A 17,534-nucleotide genomic window follows, 5' to 3' on the forward strand; every position below is an offset into this window, starting at 1 on the left:
CTAGATCCGCATCGGCATCACCACGTACTGGGCATCTTGGCTGTCAAAATCCTCAATAATGGCGCTGCTGATGGAATCGCTCAGGCTGATCCGGATTTGGTCACATTTTAACGTATTCAACACGTCCAGCACATAGGAGACGTTGAAGCCTATCTCCATCTCGCCAGCGGCATATTGTACGTCAAGCAGCTCTTCGGCTTCTTCCTGTTCTGGGTTGTTGGCGGTGATGCGCAGCAGGTTTTCCTGCAGATTGAGACGCACCCCACGGAATTTCTCGTTGGAGAGGATGGCGGCGCGGGCGAAGGCCTGGCGCAGATCCTCGCGACCGGCGATCAGGGCCTTGTCGCTTCCTCTCGGGATGACGCGACGCCAGTCCGGGAAGCGGCCATCCACCAGCTTGGAGGTGAAGATGAAGCCGTCGAGGGCGGCGCGCAGATTGCTGCGGCCGATCTGCAGGCGCACCGGCTTGTCTTCCGCTTCCAGCAGGCGCACCAGCTCCAGCACCCCCTTGCGCGGCAGGATGACCTGATGATCGGGTAGCGATTCCCCCACCACCTCGCGACGGCAGGTGGCCAGGCGATGGCCGTCGGTCGCAACCGTGCGCAGGCCGTGGCCCTCGCTCTCGAACAGCATGCCGTTCAGGTAGTAACGCACGTCCTGGCTCGCCATGGAGAACTGGGTGGCGTCGATGAGCTTCTTCAGCTCCAGCTGGCTGATGTCGAACTCGAGCACGGACTCCCAGTCCTCGATGTTCGGGTATTCGGTCGCCGGCAGGGTCGACAGGTTGAAGCGAGAGCGACCGGAGCGGATGATGAGGCGCTCGCCCTCGGTATTGAGACGAATCTCCGCCCCTTCCGGCAGGCCGCGGCAGATGTCCAGCAGCTTGCGGGCCGGCACTGTGGTGCGGCCATCCTGGCTGTCGCTGTTGAGATAAACCTGTCCGATCATCTCCACTTCGAGATCGGTCCCGGTCAGCGACAACAGACCATTGCTGACATCGAGCAGGACGTTGCCGAGGATCGGCAGGGTCGGCCGGCCACCCAGGGCACCGGACACCAGTTGCAGAGGACGTAACAGGGCCTCACGGCTAATTTCGAGCTGCATCTGTGCTCTCCGTTGTTATTGGGAGGAAAGGGTTCGGATCCCGGGCTGCATCGGTGCGCTCCGTTCCGTTATCAGGACGAAAGAGTACGGATCAGGTTGGAATAGTCTTCCTTGATGTCGTGACTCTCCTCCTTCAGCTGCTCGATCTTGCGGCAGGCATGAAGAACGGTAGTGTGGTCACGGCCACCGAAGGCATCCCCGATCTCCGGCAAACTGTGGTTGGTCAGCTCCTTGGCCAGGGCCATCGCCAGCTGGCGCGGACGGGCAACGGAGCGGGAACGGCGCTTGGACAGCAGATCCGCCAGTTTGATCTTGTAGTACTCCGCCACCGTCTTCTGGATGTTGTCGATGGTGACCAGCTTCTCCTGCAAGGCCAGGAGGTCGCGCAGCGCCTCGCGAACAAAGTCGATGTTGATGGCGCGACCGGTGAAGTTGGCGTTGGCGATGACCCGGTTGAGGGCCCCTTCCAGCTCACGGACGTTGGATCTCAGTCGCTTGGCGATGAAGAAGGCCACTTCGTCCGGCAGGTGGATCTGGTTCTCGTCCGCCTTGCGCATCAGGATCGCGACCCGCGTCTCCAGCTCCGGTGGCTCGATCGCCACGGTCAGGCCCCAGCCGAAGCGGGACTTGAGGCGATCCTCGACACCGTTGATCTCCTTCGGATAGCGATCCGAGGTCAGGATGATCTGCTGGTTGCCTTCGAGCAGGGCATTGAAGGTATGGAAGAACTCCTCCTGGGAGCGCTCCTTGTTCGCAAAAAACTGGATGTCATCGATGAGCAGGGCATCGACGCTACGGTAATAACGCTTGAACTCTTCAATGGCGTTATTCTGCAGCGCCTTCACCATGTCCTGCACGAACCGTTCGGAGTGCATGTAGATGACTTTGGCGTCTTTCTTGCGATCCTTGATGGCGTTGCCGACGGCGTGCAGCAGGTGGGTCTTGCCCAGGCCGGTGCCACCGTAGAGGAACAGCGGGTTGTAGGCCCCGCCCGGATTGTCGGCCACCTGACGGGCGGCCGCACGAGCCAGCTGGTTGGACTTACCCTCGACGAAATTCTCGAAGGTATAGTTCACATTGGTATTGCTCTTGTGGTTCGGCTCGGGCTTGGTTTCGGCCTTGTTTTCCCAGCTCTTGGGAGAGTTATTCACAGGATCGACACCGCGCGCCGGGGCCCTTGCGGCCGCGACGGGATGGGGACGATTGCCGATGTCGAAACGCAGGGTAGGCGCATCCGCTCCGCACAGCTCGTTGATGATGCCGTTGACCCGGAGCAGGTACTTGTCGCGTACCCAGTCCAGAACGAAGCGGTTCGGTGCATACAGGGTCAGAGTATTGTCACTCAACTCCGCTTGAAGCGGCCGGATCCACATGCTGAATTCTGCCGAGGGCAACTCATCTTGCAGCCGGTTAAGGCACTGCTGCCATAGCGAAGCAGTCACTCTAGACTCCCGTCAATTGATTAAGTAAAGACCGGCTATTCTACGTTTTTAGTGGCCGGATCTCCAGTTGCCGCCGCACGGATCCAGCAAATAAGATCCTTGACTTTCAAGGATCCAACGCCCCAGGATCTGATTTCATCCCCAAAGTTACCCACAGCCGCCAACCGGCAATGTGGACAGAATGGAACTCTGCGACCACAGTTATTTTATATAACCAAATATCATTTATTTTTTATACTTTATTCCAATAACATCAGCGCCATTCCGTGAATACAACTAAAAATACTGCACTACAGAGAGAGGAATCCCCATGAAATCCACCATCAAGCTGATTTCCGGCGCCGCCATTCTGCTGGCCAGCCTGTCCGGTCAGGCCATCGCCCAGGAAACCATCAAGGTCGGCATGTCCGGCAAGTATTTCCCGTTCACCTTCGTCAAGCAGGACAAGCTGCAAGGCTTCGAGGTGGACATGTGGAACCAGATCGGTGAGCGCACCGGCTACAAGGTCGAGTTCGTGACCGCCAGCTTCTCCGGCCTGTTCGGTATGCTGGAAACTGGCCGCGTCGACACCATCTCCAACCAGATCACCATCACCGACGAGCGCAAGGCCAAGTACGACTTCTCCCAGCCCTATGTCTATGACGGCGCCCAGATAGTGGTGCGCAAGGGCAACAGCACCATCCACGGTCTCAAGGATCTGGAAGGCAAGACTGTGGCGGTGAACCTGGGTTCCAACTTCGAAGAGCTGCTGCGCAAGAACGATCCGAACAAGAAGATCGACATCCGTACCTATGACTCCGCCTTCGAACAGGACGTCGCCCTGGGCCGTATCGATGCCTTCGTGATGGACCGCGTCTCCACCGCCCAGCTGATCAAGGAATCCAAGCTGCCGCTGCAACAGGCTGGCGCGCCGTTCGAAACCATCGAGAACGCCCTGCCCTTCCTGAAGACTCCGGAGAAGCAGGCACTGCTGAAGAAGGTCGATGACGCCCTCACCGCCATGCGCAAAGACGGCTCCCTGACCAAGATCTCCGAAAAATGGTTCTCTGCGGACATCACCAGCAAATAAATGATGGAATTTGATCTCGAGTACACACTAGGGCTGTTCCCCATCCTGCTCAAATACCTGGGCACCACGATGGAAATGGCCCTGTGGGGATTCGTATTGGCACTCGTACTGTCGCTGATCCTGGCGATAGTACGGGTCTTTCGCGTTCCCGCAATTCACTGGCTGGCGATGCTCTATATCTCGTTCTTCCGAGGTACCCCCCTGCTCGTCCAGCTGTTCCTGCTCTACTACGGGCTGCCGCAACTCTTCCCCATCTTCGTGGGAATGGATGCCTTCACCGCCGCCATCATCGGCCTGACCCTGCACTTTGCCGCCTACATGGCCGAGTCGATCCGGGCCGCCATTCTCGGCATCCACAAGAGCCAGATGGAGGCCGCCCTCAGCATCGGCATGAGCCGGCTGCAGGCGATGCAGCGGATCATCCTGCCCCAGGCCGCACGCATCGCGACCCCCTCGCTGATGAACTACTTCATCGACATGATCAAGAGCACCTCCCTGGCGTTTACCCTGGGTGTCGCCGAGATCATGGGCAAGGCGCAGATGGAGGCCTCCTCCTCCTTCAAGTTCTTCGAGAGCTTCATGGCGGTGGCCCTGGTCTACTGGGTCGTGGTCATCTTCTTCACCCGCTTGCAGCACCTGCTGGAAGTGCGACTCAACCGCGCCTATTAAAGGAGGGCCATCATGATCAAGCTAACCGGCCTCTCCAAGGCTTATGACGGGAATCAGGTGCTCAACGGCATCGATCTTGAGGTTAAAAAGGGTGAGATTGTCGTCATCATCGGTCCATCCGGCACCGGCAAGTCGACCCTGCTGCGCTGCCTCAACCTGCTGGAAACCCCGGATGCCGGCCGACTCGCCATCGACGATCTGCAGCTGGATCTGGCCAAGGCCAGCGACCAGCAGGCCATCGAGCTGCGCAAGCGTGCCTCCTTCGTGTTCCAGAATTACGCCCTGTTTGCCAACAAGACGGCGCTGGACAACATCGCCGAGGGGCTGATCACCGTCTGGAAGCAGCCGAAGGCGGAGGCCCGTGCCACCGCCCTTGGCATCCTCAAGGACATCGGCCTCGCCGAGAAAAAGGATGCCTATCCCGCCTCCCTCTCCGGTGGCCAGCAGCAGCGGGTCGGCATCGGCCGCGCCATGGCAGCACACTCCAAGGTGATCCTGTTTGACGAGCCCACTTCCGCCCTCGATCCCGAGTGGGTCGACGAGGTACTGGGCCTGATGAAGCAGCTCGCCCGCCAGCACCAGACCATGGTGGTGGTGACCCACGAGATCGAGTTCGCCCGTGATGTCGCCGATCGGGTGATCTTCATGGAGGGAGGACGGATCGTGGAGCAGGGTCCGCCGAGCCAGATATTGGTCGATCCGCAGGATCCCCGCACCCGGGAATTCCTGCGCAAAGTACTTAAATAGCTCTCTCTTTGGCGGCTCTGCCGCCTTTTTTCTTGAGGGATCCTTGTTTAACCCCGGGTTGCCAGTATAATTCGGGGCCCTTGATCCTCCGGATCCAGCCAGCTTTTCCTGCTTGTATGACGAGCAGGGCGAGGCGGGAAGGAACGGCGGATTGACGAGAAGCTGAACTCTGTTTAGAATTCGGCCTCTTTTGCTAGTCGTCACACGCTATAGCTGGCGCGTCGGCTAAGTGTGACAATCAAAACTGTACAGAAATACGGAATCGAATCATGAAACGTACTTTTCAACCGTCCAACCTGAAGCGCAAGCGCTCTCACGGTTTCCGCGCTCGCATGGCTACTGCCAACGGGCGCAAAGTTCTGGCCGCTCGTCGTGCCAAGGGTCGTGCCCGCCTGGTAGTCTAATGCCTACCCAGCACACCTTCTCTCGGGAGTTACGTCTGTTAACTCCCGAACACTTCAAACGCGTTTTCGCCGAGCCTGTCCGGGCCGCTTCTCCGCAAATTACGCTTCTCGCTTGCCCCAATTCCCTCGAACACCCCCGTCTTGGTCTCGCCGTGCCCAAAAAGGCGCTCAAGCGTGCCGTCTGGCGCAACCGTGTAAAACGAGTCGTTCGGGAGAGCTTCCGCCTCAATCAAGCCAATCTGCCCGCTATCGACATCGTCGTGATCGCCAAGGGTGGCGTGAAGGAGATGGACAACGAAGCGCTGTTCAAGTTACTGGAAAAGCTATGGCGCACTCTTTCACGCCGTTGCAATGGGTAGCCATCAAACTGATACGCCTGTATCAGCTAATCATTAGTCCCCTGCTCGGGCCGCGCTGCCGTTTCACCCCGACTTGTTCCCAATTTGCGATAGAAGCAATCCGACTTCACGGTTTCATAAAAGGCGTTTGGTTAGCCAGCAAACGTCTATTAAAATGCCATCCCTTATCCGAGGGTGGTTATGACCCGGTTCCGCAACCAAAGCGAAGAAACTGAAGACTATGGAATCACAACGCAATTTACTCCTGATCGGTTTGCTGTTCGTGAGCTTCTTGCTCTGGCAACAGTGGGAGTCCGACAAGGCTCCGAAGCCGGCCCCGACGACCGTGGCCCAAACCGAACATTTCGTACCTGAAGCCGGTCAGACCGGTGATATTCCTCAGGTTTCCGAGCAAGCAAATGGTAACGCCGCGCGCAAGCTGATCACCGTCTCCTCCGACGTGCTCAAGCTGACCCTGGATACCCAGGGCGGTGACATCGTCTCTGCCGAACTGCTGGCCCACAAGCTGGAAGAAGGCAAGGAACAGCCGTTCACCCTGCTGACCAGCCAACCTGCGCATATCTACGTTGCACAGAGTGGCCTGGTGGGCCGTAACGGTCCGGACAGCCAGCCAGAAGGCCGTCCGACCTATGAAGCCGCCCAGACCAGCTACCAGCTGGCAGACGGTCAGGATCAGGTCGTCGTCCCGATGACCTGGACCGACAGCAAGGGCGTTGTCTTCACCAAGGAGTTCGTGCTCAAGCGCGGTGACTACGCCGTGGGCGTCGACTACAAGATCGACAACAAGTCTGCCGAGCCGGTCCAGGTACAGTTCTACGGTCAGCTGAAGCAGACCATGACCACGCCGAAGGATCAGGAAGGTCATGCCATGGTGGCCAGCGCCTACCGTGGTGGTGCCTTCTCCAGCGACGACAGCCGCTACAAGAAGTACACCTTCGACGAGATGAAGGATGCCGACCTGAACAAGACCACCCAGGGTGGTTGGGTCGCCATGCTGCAACACTACTTCGTCTCCGCCTGGGCGCCGAATGCCAACGACAGCAACAGCTTCTACAGCCGCGTGATCCCGGGCAAGGACCAGGCCATCATCGGTTACAAGGCCCCCCTGGTTGACGTCGCTGCCGGCCAGCAGGCCGAGGTGAGCGGCAAGCTGTGGATCGGTCCCAAGCTGCAGGATCAGATGGCCAAGGTGGCCAACCACCTGGATCTGACCGTCGACTACGGCTGGCTCTGGTTCATCGCCCAGCCGCTGCACTGGCTGCTGACCGTGTTCCACGGCTTCGTCCAGAACTGGGGTCTGGCCATCATCATGCTGACCCTGCTGGTCCGCGGCATCATGTTCCCGCTGACCAAGGCCCAGTACACCTCCATGGCCAAGATGCGCATGCTGCAGCCCAAGCTGGCGGCGCTCAAGGAACGCTTCGGCGACGATCGCCAGAAGATGTCCCAGGGCATGATGGAGCTGTACAAGAAGGAGAAGGTCAACCCGCTGGGCGGCTGCCTGCCCATCCTGGTGCAGATGCCCATCTTCATCGCCCTGTACTGGGCTCTGATGGAGTCTGTTGAACTGCGCCACGCGCCGTTCGCCCTGTGGATCACCGACCTGTCGGTGAAGGACCCCTTCTTCGTGCTGCCGATCCTCATGGGTGCCTCCATGTGGTACCTGCAGAAGATGAGCCCGACCACCATCACGGACCCGATGCAGCAGAAGGTGATGCAGTTCATGCCGATCATCTTCACCTTCATGTTCCTCTGGTTCCCGGCAGGTCTGACCCTGTACTGGCTGGTGAGCAACGTCATCTCCATCATCCAGCAGACCATCATCTATCGTCAGCTGGAGAAAAAAGGTCTGCATTCCCGCAGCTAATCTTCCCTGGTGACAAAAGAGGCGGCCTTCGGGCCGCCTTTTTTATTACAATGTCCGCAATTACCGAACAGACGAGTCAAGCAAGATGACAACAGAGACCATAGTGGCCCAGGCCACCGCCCCCGGCCGTGGCGGCGTCGGCATAGTCCGCGTCTCCGGCCCCGCCGCCGAGCGGGTCGCCGAGATAGTGCTCGGCAGGCTCCCCCGCGTGCGTTACGCCGAATACCTGCCGTTCAAGGACGAGCAGGGGCAACCGCTGGATCAGGGCATCGCCCTGCTGTTCAAGGCCCCCAACAGCTTCACCGGGGAAGACGTGCTGGAGCTGCAAGGCCACGGTGGCCCCGTCATCCTGGACATGCTGGTGCGCCGCATCCTGCAGATCGAGGGTGTCCGCCCCGCCCGTCCCGGTGAGTTCAGCGAGCGCGCCTTCCTCAACGACAAACTGGACCTGGCCCAGGCAGAGGCCATCGCCGACCTCATCGAGGCTTCCAGCGAGCAGGCCGCCCGCAGCGCCATGCACTCCCTGCAGGGGCAGTTCTCCGGCAAGGTGCAGCAGCTGGTGGAGAGCCTCACCCGGCTGCGTATCTATGTGGAGGCGGCCATCGACTTCCCGGACGAGGAGATCGACTTTCTCTCCGATGGCAAGGTGGCCGGGGATCTCTACGCCATCATGGCAGAGCTGGACGACGTGCGCGGCGAGGCCAAGCAGGGCGCCCTGCTGCGGGAAGGGATGAAGGTGGTGATCGCCGGTCGTCCCAACGCCGGCAAATCGAGCCTGCTCAACGCCCTGGCCGGCCGCGAGTCCGCCATCGTCACCGAGATCGCCGGCACCACCCGCGACGTGCTGCGCGAGCACATCCACCTGGACGGCATGCCGCTGCACATCATCGACACCGCCGGCCTGCGCGATACCCAGGACAAGGTGGAGCAGATCGGTATCGAGCGCGCCTGGGCCGAGATCGAGCAGGCTGACCGGGTGCTGTTCATGGTGGATGGCACCACCACGGATGCGGTCGACCCCCACGAAATCTGGCCGGAATTTGTCGATCGCCTGCCGAAGAACATCGGCCTCACCGTGGTGCGCAACAAGGCGGACCTGACCGGCGAGGATCTGTCCCCGAGCGAAGAGCTGGGCCACGCCGTCTACCGCATCTCCGCCAAGACCGAGCTGGGGCTGCCCGCCTTGCGCGAGCATCTGAAGGCCTGCATGGGCTTCCAGGGCAACACCGAGGGGGGCTTCATGGCCCGCCGCCGCCACCTGGACGCCCTGGAGCGTGCCGCCGAGCGGCTGCTGGTAGCCAGGGAACAGCTGGAGGTGTTCGTCGCCGGCGAGCTGGTGGCCGAGGAGCTGCGCCTGGCGCAGGAGTCCCTCTCCGAGATCACCGGCGAATTCAGCTCGGACGATTTGCTGGGCCGGATCTTCTCCAGCTTCTGCATCGGCAAGTAGTGACCACTGACTCGTCGTCTTGTCCATCGGCGCTGGGCGCAGGCAGAGCGCCGATGGCAAGATAACCCCTTCCCCCAACCCACGGCATGGCCATGACCGACATTCGCAAGCTGGACCTGAATCTGCTCAAGGCGTTTGATGCCTTGCTGGACGAGCGCAGCGTGACCCAGGCGGCCGCCAGGCTCTCCCTCACCCAGCCGGCCGTCAGCGGCATGCTGACTCGGCTGCGGGAGAACTTTGACGATCCCCTCTTCGTGCGCACCTCACGCGGCATAGTGCCGACCCAGCGCGCGCTGGCGCTGGCCCCCACACTCAAGCGGGTGCTCGGCGACATCCAGGTCATGCTGCAACCCACCAGCTTCGATCCGGCCACCGCCACCCTGCGCTGGTCGGTGGCGGCGACCGACTATGCCCTGCAGGCCGTCCTGCTCCCCTTCCTGCGACAACTGCGCCAGCTGGCCCCGGGCATTCAGGTGGTCGCCCATCCTGTCGAGGATGCCGCCGTCTACAGCCAGCTGGAGCGCGGTGAGCTGGATCTGGCCCTGATGACCCCGGACTCCACCCCGGACAACCTGCACCTGAGCCCCCTCTATCAGGAGGAGTATGTCTGCGTGGTGCGGGCCGACCACCCGGTCACCACGGAGGGCAAGCTGTCGCTGGATCGCTTCTGCGAGCTGGATCATGCGCTGGTCTCCTACAGCGGTGGCGGCCTGCAGGGGGTCACAGATCACGCCCTCGCGGCCCAGGGCCGCACCCGCAGGGTCGCCCTGTCGGTGCCCAGCTTCCTGGTGCTGATGGAGGTTCTGCGCTGCAGCGATCTGGTGGCCATGCTGCCGCGCCGCCTGGTCTCCCGGGCACAGGGGCTGGCCGTGGTGAACACGCCGCTCGCCATCCCGGGGTTTACCAAGTCGATGGCCTGGCATGAGCGTGCGCATAACGATCCCGCCCAGCGCTGGTTGCGGGAGCTGATGCAGGCCACCAGCCAGGTGGCATAGAAAAAGGCGCCGATGGCGCCTTTTTTGTCGGGATCAGTTGGGGCGATATCGCTCCAGCCAGTGGGCATAGGGGGCGGGCAATACCCAGGATGGCCGATCGATGCCGAGGTTGAGCGCCGCCTGATAGGACCAGTGCGGGTTCGCGAGATGGACCCGGCCAATCATCACCAGATCCAGCACGCCGTCCGCCACCGTCGCGTCCGCGCTGTGGGGGTTGTCGATGCCCCAGGAGGCGGCGACGGGCAGCCCCGTCTCCTGCCGCACCCGGCCGGCGACAGGGGCCAGGAAGGCCGGCCCCCACGGAATGGCGGCATCCGGGGTGGAGAAGCCGATGCTGACGTTCAGCATGTCCAGCCCCTTGTCCGCCATGGCCTTGGTCAGGGCGATCGCCTCTTGCAGCGTCTCCTCGTCCCGCCCGTCATATTCGATCACCCCGAAGCGGGCGGTCAGTGGCAGGCGCGCCGGCCAGACGGTGCGCACCGCGTCCAGCGTCTCCAGCAGGAAGCGGCCACGGCCGCGCCAGTCACCGCCATATTCATCCTCACGCCGGTTGGCATGGACAGAGAAGAAGCTCTGGGCCAGATAACCGTGGGCGAAGTGCAGCTCCAGCCACTCGAAACCGGCCTCCTTCGCCCGTCTGGCAGCGGCAGCGAAGTCGGCCTGCACGCGGGCGATGTCCTCGTGGGTCATGGCACGGGGGACCCGGTCCAGATGATGACCAAAGGCGATGGCGGAGGGAGAGAGCGTCTCCCAGCTGCGGGGATCATCCTGCGCTATGTGGTCATCCCCTTCCCAGGGCTTGTTGGCATTCGCCTTGCGCCCGGCATGGGCAATCTGGATGCCGGGCACGGCGCCCGCGGCCTTGATGGCGGCGGCAATCCTGGCCAGCTCGGCGGCCTGCTCGTCGTTCCACAGCCCCAGACAGGCAGGGCTGATGCGCCCCTCCGGGGAGACGGCGGTCGCCTCGACGATCACCAGACCGGCGCCGCCCCTGGCCAGGCCGGTGTAATGGGCCAGATGCCAGTCATTGGCCAGCCCGTCCACGGCGCTGTACTGGCACATGGGGGGCACGGCGATACGGTTGCGAAGGGTCACATCCTTGAGGGTAAAAGGGGTGAACAGAGCTGACATAGGTTCTCCTGACGCCGCCACGGGGGCAGCCACAATCACAAAAGGAGATCATCATGCGGAAAACCGGCCACCCGATGCAAAACGTGATTGCTGATACCTGCCATCAGCCGGCTCGATATCAGCGCCCTGATGGCTGCCGCCCTAGATATCAGCCTCATAAATATATTAGATAGAAAATCACGATTTTACTTATATCTTCGTTTTTCTCACCCTGTGATCACCACAACGGGCCCGCCAGCGGGCTCAAGGATGCGTCTGAACGAGGAAGATATGATGAACGAGATTCTATGGCCCGAGGGCTACCTGCCCGGATTGACCGACAACTTCGCCTCCAACGAGGTGATAGTGGCAGGCCTGAGCGTGGCCGATGTCTGGCCCCTGCTGAACACCCCGGCGTGCTGGCCCGATTACTACCCCAATGCCGCCAACATCCGTTTCTACGATGACAAGGGGCCAGAGCTGGCCAGTCAGGTGCGCTTCTACTTCGAGACCTTCGGCTTCCCGGTCGAGGCCAGGGTCGTGGAGCACGAGCCGCCCGTCGATGGTCAGGCGGCTCGCGTCGCCTGGCACGGCTGGGCGGGGGAAGAAGGCAGCGACGATCGTCTCGATGTGCACCATGCCTGGCTGCTGGAGGATCTGCCGCTGGGACGGCTGCGGATCCTGACCCAGGAGACTCAGCGCGGCAAACCGGCCCAGGCGATGGCGATCGCCGAGCCCAACCCCATGATCCATGGCCACGATCTCTGGTTGAAAGGATTGATCAAGGCGGCCCAGGCGGGCAAACGCGCTTGAAAACAAAGCGGGATGGCATGGCCATCCCGCTTCTCGTTCCCAAGGTTCACTTCACAGGCAGATCTTCGAACGGCACCCTAGATGCGGCGCAGGCACCACATGAAGTAAGCGCCCCCTAACAGGGTGGAAACCAGACCGACCGGCACCTCCTGGGGGAAGAGGATCTGCTGGCCGACCCAGTCCGCCGACACCATCAAGAGGGCTCCGAAGCCCGCCGCTCCGAGCAGGTGCCAGCGCGCCCGCACCAGTCCCATCATCCTGGCCAGGTGCGGTGCCAGCAGGCCGGCGAAGGAGAGCGGACCTATCACCATGGTCGCACTGGCGGTGAGCACGGCCACCAGCAGCAGGATGACGAGCTGGGCCCGGTTGAGGCGAATGCCCAGCGCAGTGGCCACCGCCGGCCCCATGGGCATCAGATCCAGCCAGCGGCTCACCAGCAGGCAGCCGGCCAGCATCAGCAGCGCCAATGCGGTCAGGCCAAGGGCCACCGGCTGGGTGACATAGTAGGTGGAGCCGGACATCCAGGAGAGCAGCTGCTGTACCCGCATGTCCCCGTTGGCCAGAGCGATGGCCTGCAGCGGCTCGAACAGCGCCGTGATGGCGATGCCGGAGAGCAGGATCCGCTCAGGCTGGAACCCGTTCCTGCGGTTGATCAATACCAGCAGCAGCAGGCAGGCGAAGGCGCCCAGCACGCCCCCCAGCAGCATCATGGGCAGCGGCAGGGCCGGCAGCAAGACCGCGGTGGCAATGACCCCCATAAAGGTGCCACCACTCACCCCCAGCAGTTCGGGGCTCGCCATGGGGTTGATGCTGACCCGCTGCAGCAGGGTACCCGCCAGGGCCAGCAGCACACCGGCCGCACCGGCTGCCAACGTGCGCGGCAGACGCCACTCCAGCTGGGCCTGCCACCGCAGCCAGCTCGGCCAGCTCCACCCATCCATCCCCTGCCCGAACAGCAGGGAGGCGACCACCGCGGCTACCAGTCCCAAGAACATCAGGCCAAGCAGGCGGGATGGCGCGGGATGCCGCGCCACCACCAATCCGGCGGCAGATCTGGGGGTCGACGACTTCACGCTGAGGCGCGGGATCAGCCAGAGCAGCAGTGGTGCCCCCAGCAGGGCCGTCATGGCGCCGGTCGGGATCAGCACGGGCCAGAAACGGGTCAGGGATTGCAGCAGCAGGTCGGTGGCCGCCAGCAGCAGAGCGCCCAGCACGGGCGCCCACAACAGGCGCAGCCCGAGCCGCCTCACCCCCAGCATGCGCACCATGACCGGCGCCGCCAGCCCGATGAAACCGATGAGCCCCACCACGCTCACCACGCAGGCGGTGATGAAGACCGCGAGGCCGAGGCCGGCGAAACGCAGGTGCTTGAGGGAGACTCCCAGGCTGCGCGCGCTGGCATCGTCCAGCTCCAGCACCGTCAGGGGACGGGCCAGCAGCGCAGCCAGCACACCGGCTGCCAGCAGCCGTGGCAGCAGGTAACTCACCCCGCTCCAGCTGGTCTGGGCCAGGGAACCGCTGCCCCATACCAGCAGACCCTTGAGCTCCTCCTGGAAGAACAGCAGCAGCCCCAGGCTGATGGCCGCGAGATAGAGGTTGATCACCAGGCCAGCAAAGACGATGACCACGGGATTGAGCTGGCGGCGCCAGGCCAGGGCGAACACCAGCCCCATGGCGAGGCTCCCCCCCAGCATGGCGATCCACTCTCGCCCGATCAGCAGCCAGGAGGGGACGAACAGGGTCACCACCATCAGTGCCAGCTGGGCGCCAGAGGCGACCCCCAGGGTGGTGGGCGAGGCGAGCGGGTTGCGCAGCACCTGCTGCATCAGGGTGCCGGCCAGACCGAGGGCGGCGCCGGCCAGCAGGCAGAGGGCGAGCCGCGGCAGCCAACTGAAATGGATCACCGCCTGGCGGGCATCCCCCAGCTGCGGCGCGAAGATCGCCTGCCACCAGGCCCCATCCGGCAGCTGGTGGGCCAGATCCCAGCCGGCCAGGGCGAGGGTCAGCAACAGCAGGGCCAGGCCGGGGCGCAGCAGGGGGACGGGAAGCAACGGGTTCATCGGGTGGCCCCCTTGGCGGTCACATGGGTTGCCGGTGCGAGAGAAGGCTCCCCTTGCAGGGCCCCGCTCAGCAGCTCGGCGAAACGGCGGGCGGCGAGCAAGCCGCCGAAACTCCAGACGGCGGGCAGGTGCATGACCTTGCCCTGCTTCACCAGGGGCAGATGCTGCCAGAGACCTGGCTCCTGCAGCCGTTCACCCACCCCCACGGGGATGGGGTCGACCACCACCAGCCGGGCGTCTGGCAGGGCCAGGAACTGTTCCAGGCTGACCACGGAGAAGCCCCAGGCATTGGTCTCCCCCTGCCAGGCGTTGCACAGCCCCAGCCTTTGCATCACCGCCTCGAACAGGCTGTGGCGACCAAACACCCGCACGTGGCGTTCGTCGATAAACTGCACCACCAGCAGGGGTTGCGTGTCGGCGGGCACCTGCTCCTTCATCCGTGCCAGATCCCGCTCCAACGCGGTGAGCAGTTGCTCGGCCTCGGCGCTCTTGCCCACCAGCGAGGCGATGGTCCGGGTCGCCTCGTGCAGCCGTTGCCAGAGATCCGCATCGGGTTCATAGAGGGCGATGGACTGCACCGGGGCGATGCGAGAGAGGCTGGGTTCCAGCGACGCCATCAGGGGCGAGATGAGGATGAGATCGGGTTTGAGCTCCGCCAGCAACTCGCGATTGGGCTGCATCCGCAGGCCGATGTCCACCACCTTTGCCGGCAGTGCCGGCTCCCCTACCCAGGCGCGGTAGGAAGCCACGTCCCCCATGGCCAGCGGCGTGACGCCGAGGGCCAGCAGGGTTTCCGCGACCGTCCAGTCGACGGTCGCGATGCGGGGGATGGATTGGGCGTGTTGTTCGGTCGCCACAGCTTGTGACTCGGCCAGTGCCGCCAGCGGCAACAACAGGCTGACAAGGCAGGGCGCCATCTTCAATAAACGGTTCAAGAGATCCCCCCGGTCAGACGATGGCGATGGCGTGGTCATGGGCCGGATGGCGAATGACCTCCATGGGGATGCCGTAGATGTCGTGCAGGGTCTCGCTGGTCATGATCCGCTCGGGCTCGCCGTGGGTCAGCAGGCGGCCGCTGTGCAGCGCCACCAGCCGATCGCAGAAGCGGGACGCCATGTTGATGTCGTGAATGACGATGATGACCCCGAGGTTGAGCTGGCGGCTCAACTGCCTGACGAGGGTGAGTACCTCCACCTGATGGGCCACGTCCAGGGCGGCCAGGGGTTCGTCCAGCAGGATGAAGCGGCTCTCCTGGGCCAGCAGCATGGCGAGCCAGACCCGGCCCCGCTCGCCACCGGAGAGGGTATCCACCAGTCGATCGGCGAAAGGCTCGGTGTGGGTCAGGGCGATGGCCCGATCGACCTGGCGGTGATCCTCAGCCCCCATGCGCCCCAGCAGGCCGCGCCAGGGGTAGCGCCCCATCTCCACCAGCTCGCGGCCGAGCAGGTTCTCGGCGCTCGGCAGGTGCTGGGGCAGATAGGCCACCTGGCGGGCGAACTCCCGGTTGCCCCACTCGGACAGCGGCTTGTCGTCGAACCGGATCTCGCCTCCACTCAGGGGCTGCTGGCGGGCCAGCAGCTTGAGCAGGGTCGACTTGCCAGAACCGTTGTGGCCGATGAGGCCATAGACCTGGCCCTGCTCGAAACGCAGGTCGGTGGGGTGAAGCAATGGGCGATCGTTCACCACAAAGCTCGCGGCTTTCATCTCGAACATAAGCAATTCCTGTGCTGGCTTGCTGCCAGTCTCATCGGAGCCAGCATCAGGCCGGCACTTCGCTATCCAGGTGGGCGACCGCATCCCGGCTCACCTGCTCGCGCCGCTCGCCGAGCAGCTCGGTGAGCCGGCCCTGGCGCATCTCCAGCAGGCGATCGGCCTGGGAGAAGTAGAGATCGTCGTGGCTGATGGCGATCACCGTCTTGCCCATCTCCTTGAGACGCGGCAGCAGCACCTGATAGAAGATGCGGCGGAACTGGGGATCCTGATCCGCCGCCCATTCGTCGAACAGCATCACCTCGCGCTGCTCCGCCAGCGCCAGCAGCAGGGCAACCCGCTTGCGCTGCCCCTGGGAGAGGTCGATGTCGGTGATGAAGTCATCCTCGATGCGCAACTTGCTCCCCATCTGCAGACGCTCCAGCCACTCGGCTATCAGCGCGTCCTTGGGCTCGGGCCCCAGCAGGTGCTGGAACAGGTGGTAGTCGGTGAAGATAGCGGAGAAGAGCGCCAGGTAGGCGTTGCGATCCGCGACGGGCTCCCCGTCCAGCAGGATCCGGCCAGAGACAGGCTGATAGAGCCCGGTCAGCAGCATGGCCAGGGTCGACTTGCCGGAGCCGTTGCCCCCGATGATGAAGATCTGCTCTCCCTTCTCGATGGCCAGATTGACGGGACCCACGGCGAAGCCACCCTCCCCCGGATAGTGAAAGCTCACCTGCTCCAGCTCGATGCGCCGCCAGGCGCGGGGGGCCGGCGGCAGCGGGAACTCGGATCTGGGCTCGGCCAGAGTCAGGGCCGCAATCTTGTCAAACGCCACCTGGGCGGCGATCAGGGTCGGCAGGGCACCGATCCCCTGCAGCAAGGGGGTGCGCAGAAACAGCAGGGTCAGGGCAAAGGTGGCGGCCACATTGGTGTTGGCCCAGCCCAGGCTGTTCGCCAGGAAGAAGACCAGGCCGATGGCCCCCAGCATCATGATGTTCGACCAGTTCACCGCGCTCAGGTGGTAGGTGTCGGCGCGGATGATCTCCTGGCGGTAGTCCCGGGCATTCTGTTCATAGAGCTGGTGGTAGACGAAATGCGCCCGCTCGCGATTGAGAGCCAGCTCCTTGCTGCCGGCGATGATGGACTGGTAGTTCTGGTAGAGCTTGTCTTCCGCCAACCGCATGCGCGATAGATGGCGATAGACATGGTTCACCAGCAGCCAGCCCACCACCATGGTGACGGTGACCCAGAGCGCGGTGACGGTGAGCAGGGAGGGAGAGAGCCAGCCGAGGTAGATGACGGATCCCAGGGTCAGCACCAGCCCCTGCACCAGCTCCGGCAGGCGCACGAAGGCGATGGTGATCTGGCCGATGTCGCTGGAGAGGGAGGCCAGGAGCGGCCCCTGCCCTATCTGGCGAATGCGGGCGACGTCGGTATCCAGCAGCTGCTTGAGCAGGCGACCGCGCAGCTGATAGACGAAGTGATGACCCAGAGTGGTCAGGGCCAGCTGGGCGCCCAGGGTGACAACAAGCAGCAGGACAATGAGGCCGAGCAGCTGGCCGAGGATCGGCAGCGGATCGCCAGAAGATTCGATAAGAGATTGATTGATAAAAGCAATGACGCCTATGCCGCTCACCGCACTGAGCAGGCTGAGCAGGACGATGGCGATGAAGGGCCAACGGTATTGGCGGTAAACCAGTGACAAGAGTTCCATGACAGGCCTGTAGACAGAAAGAAGGAGGGCAGGAGCCTGATG

At 63.0% G+C, this 17,534-nt stretch carries 17 protein-coding genes; 10 read left to right on the top strand and 7 right to left on the bottom strand.

Going from position 1 to position 17,534, the window contains the following annotated elements:
* Both dnaN and dnaA read right to left on the bottom strand, forming a co-directional pair.
* Positions 1-1,104: a DNA polymerase III subunit beta gene (gene dnaN, locus BN1136_RS16835; RefSeq protein ID WP_043763782.1), complete on the bottom strand. Its 1,104-nt coding sequence runs from the start codon at positions 1,102-1,104 to the stop codon at positions 1-3.
* 71 nt (positions 1,105-1,175) lie between these two features.
* Positions 1,176-2,546, bottom strand: coding sequence for a chromosomal replication initiator protein DnaA (dnaA, locus tag BN1136_RS16840; RefSeq protein WP_043763786.1), 1,371 nt, complete (start codon positions 2,544-2,546; stop codon positions 1,176-1,178).
* Positions 2,547-2,856: 310 nt separating this feature from the next.
* On the opposite strand from dnaA, the gene BN1136_RS16845 reads away from it, so the two are divergent.
* The 9 genes from BN1136_RS16845 (at position 2,857) to BN1136_RS16875 (ending at position 10,103) form a co-directional block, all read left to right on the top strand.
* Positions 2,857-3,615: an amino acid ABC transporter substrate-binding protein gene (locus BN1136_RS16845; protein ID WP_043763789.1), complete on the top strand. Its 759-nt coding sequence runs from the start codon at positions 2,857-2,859 to the stop codon at positions 3,613-3,615.
* The gene (locus BN1136_RS16850; RefSeq protein WP_081843891.1) at positions 3,616-4,284 is read left to right on the top strand and encodes an amino acid ABC transporter permease; all 669 of its coding nucleotides are present in this window, start codon (positions 3,616-3,618) and stop codon (positions 4,282-4,284) included.
* Between the two features lie 12 nt (positions 4,285-4,296).
* Complete coding sequence (locus BN1136_RS16855) at positions 4,297-5,031, top strand: amino acid ABC transporter ATP-binding protein (RefSeq protein ID WP_043763792.1); 735 nt, start codon at positions 4,297-4,299, stop codon at positions 5,029-5,031.
* Between the two features lie 269 nt (positions 5,032-5,300).
* Positions 5,301-5,435 (top strand): 50S ribosomal protein L34, encoded by a 135-nt coding sequence (gene rpmH, locus BN1136_RS20035; RefSeq protein WP_005307156.1) that lies wholly within the window; start codon positions 5,301-5,303, stop codon positions 5,433-5,435.
* Entirely contained in the window at positions 5,435-5,794 is a 360-nt protein-coding gene (rnpA, locus tag BN1136_RS16860) for a ribonuclease P protein component (RefSeq protein WP_010672281.1), read from the top strand. The genes rpmH and rnpA overlap by 1 nt, the downstream gene beginning before the upstream one ends.
* Positions 5,761-6,009 carry a membrane protein insertion efficiency factor YidD gene (yidD, locus tag BN1136_RS20040; protein WP_081843892.1) on the top strand — a complete coding sequence of 83 codons (249 nt, stop codon included), beginning with the start codon at positions 5,761-5,763 and terminating at the stop codon, positions 6,007-6,009. Before rnpA ends, yidD begins: the two co-directional genes overlap by 34 nt.
* A gap of 5 nt (positions 6,010-6,014) precedes the next feature.
* Positions 6,015-7,661, top strand: coding sequence for a membrane protein insertase YidC (gene yidC / locus BN1136_RS16865; protein ID WP_043763794.1), 1,647 nt, complete (start codon positions 6,015-6,017; stop codon positions 7,659-7,661).
* Between the two features lie 85 nt (positions 7,662-7,746).
* Positions 7,747-9,108, top strand: coding sequence for a tRNA uridine-5-carboxymethylaminomethyl(34) synthesis GTPase MnmE (gene mnmE / locus BN1136_RS16870; protein WP_043763797.1), 1,362 nt, complete (start codon positions 7,747-7,749; stop codon positions 9,106-9,108).
* Between the two features lie 92 nt (positions 9,109-9,200).
* Positions 9,201-10,103, top strand: coding sequence for a LysR family transcriptional regulator (locus BN1136_RS16875; protein WP_043763879.1), 903 nt, complete (start codon positions 9,201-9,203; stop codon positions 10,101-10,103).
* A gap of 33 nt (positions 10,104-10,136) precedes the next feature.
* On the opposite strand, the gene BN1136_RS16880 is transcribed toward BN1136_RS16875, so the two are convergent.
* Positions 10,137-11,234: an NADH:flavin oxidoreductase/NADH oxidase gene (locus BN1136_RS16880; RefSeq protein ID WP_043763799.1), complete on the bottom strand. Its 1,098-nt coding sequence runs from the start codon at positions 11,232-11,234 to the stop codon at positions 10,137-10,139.
* 273 nt (positions 11,235-11,507) lie between these two features.
* On the opposite strand from BN1136_RS16880, the gene BN1136_RS16885 reads away from it, so the two are divergent.
* Positions 11,508-12,026 carry an SRPBCC family protein gene (locus BN1136_RS16885; protein WP_043763880.1) on the top strand — a complete coding sequence of 173 codons (519 nt, stop codon included), beginning with the start codon at positions 11,508-11,510 and terminating at the stop codon, positions 12,024-12,026.
* A 77-nt stretch (positions 12,027-12,103) separates the two neighbouring features.
* Here BN1136_RS16885 and fhuB read toward each other — a convergent pair whose 3' ends face one another.
* From fhuB to BN1136_RS16905, 4 genes are read right to left on the bottom strand one after another with little or no spacing between them, the layout of a single operon-like run.
* Positions 12,104-14,086 carry a Fe(3+)-hydroxamate ABC transporter permease FhuB gene (fhuB, locus tag BN1136_RS16890; RefSeq protein ID WP_043763802.1) on the bottom strand — a complete coding sequence of 661 codons (1,983 nt, stop codon included), beginning with the start codon at positions 14,084-14,086 and terminating at the stop codon, positions 12,104-12,106.
* Positions 14,083-15,003 carry an ABC transporter substrate-binding protein gene (locus BN1136_RS16895; protein ID WP_081843894.1) on the bottom strand — a complete coding sequence of 307 codons (921 nt, stop codon included), beginning with the start codon at positions 15,001-15,003 and terminating at the stop codon, positions 14,083-14,085. Before BN1136_RS16895 ends, fhuB begins: the two co-directional genes overlap by 4 nt.
* 31 nt (positions 15,004-15,034) lie before the next feature.
* A complete protein-coding gene (locus BN1136_RS16900; protein ID WP_043763806.1) occupies positions 15,035-15,799 on the bottom strand; it encodes an ATP-binding cassette domain-containing protein in 765 nt (254 codons plus the stop codon).
* 46 nt (positions 15,800-15,845) lie between these two features.
* Positions 15,846-17,492: a multidrug ABC transporter permease/ATP-binding protein gene (locus BN1136_RS16905; protein WP_043763809.1), complete on the bottom strand. Its 1,647-nt coding sequence runs from the start codon at positions 17,490-17,492 to the stop codon at positions 15,846-15,848.
* Between the last annotated feature and the right edge of the window lie 42 nt (positions 17,493-17,534).

This window comes from Aeromonas taiwanensis (assembly GCF_000820165.1).
Classification (GTDB): Bacteria; Pseudomonadota; Gammaproteobacteria; order Enterobacterales; family Aeromonadaceae; genus Aeromonas; species Aeromonas taiwanensis.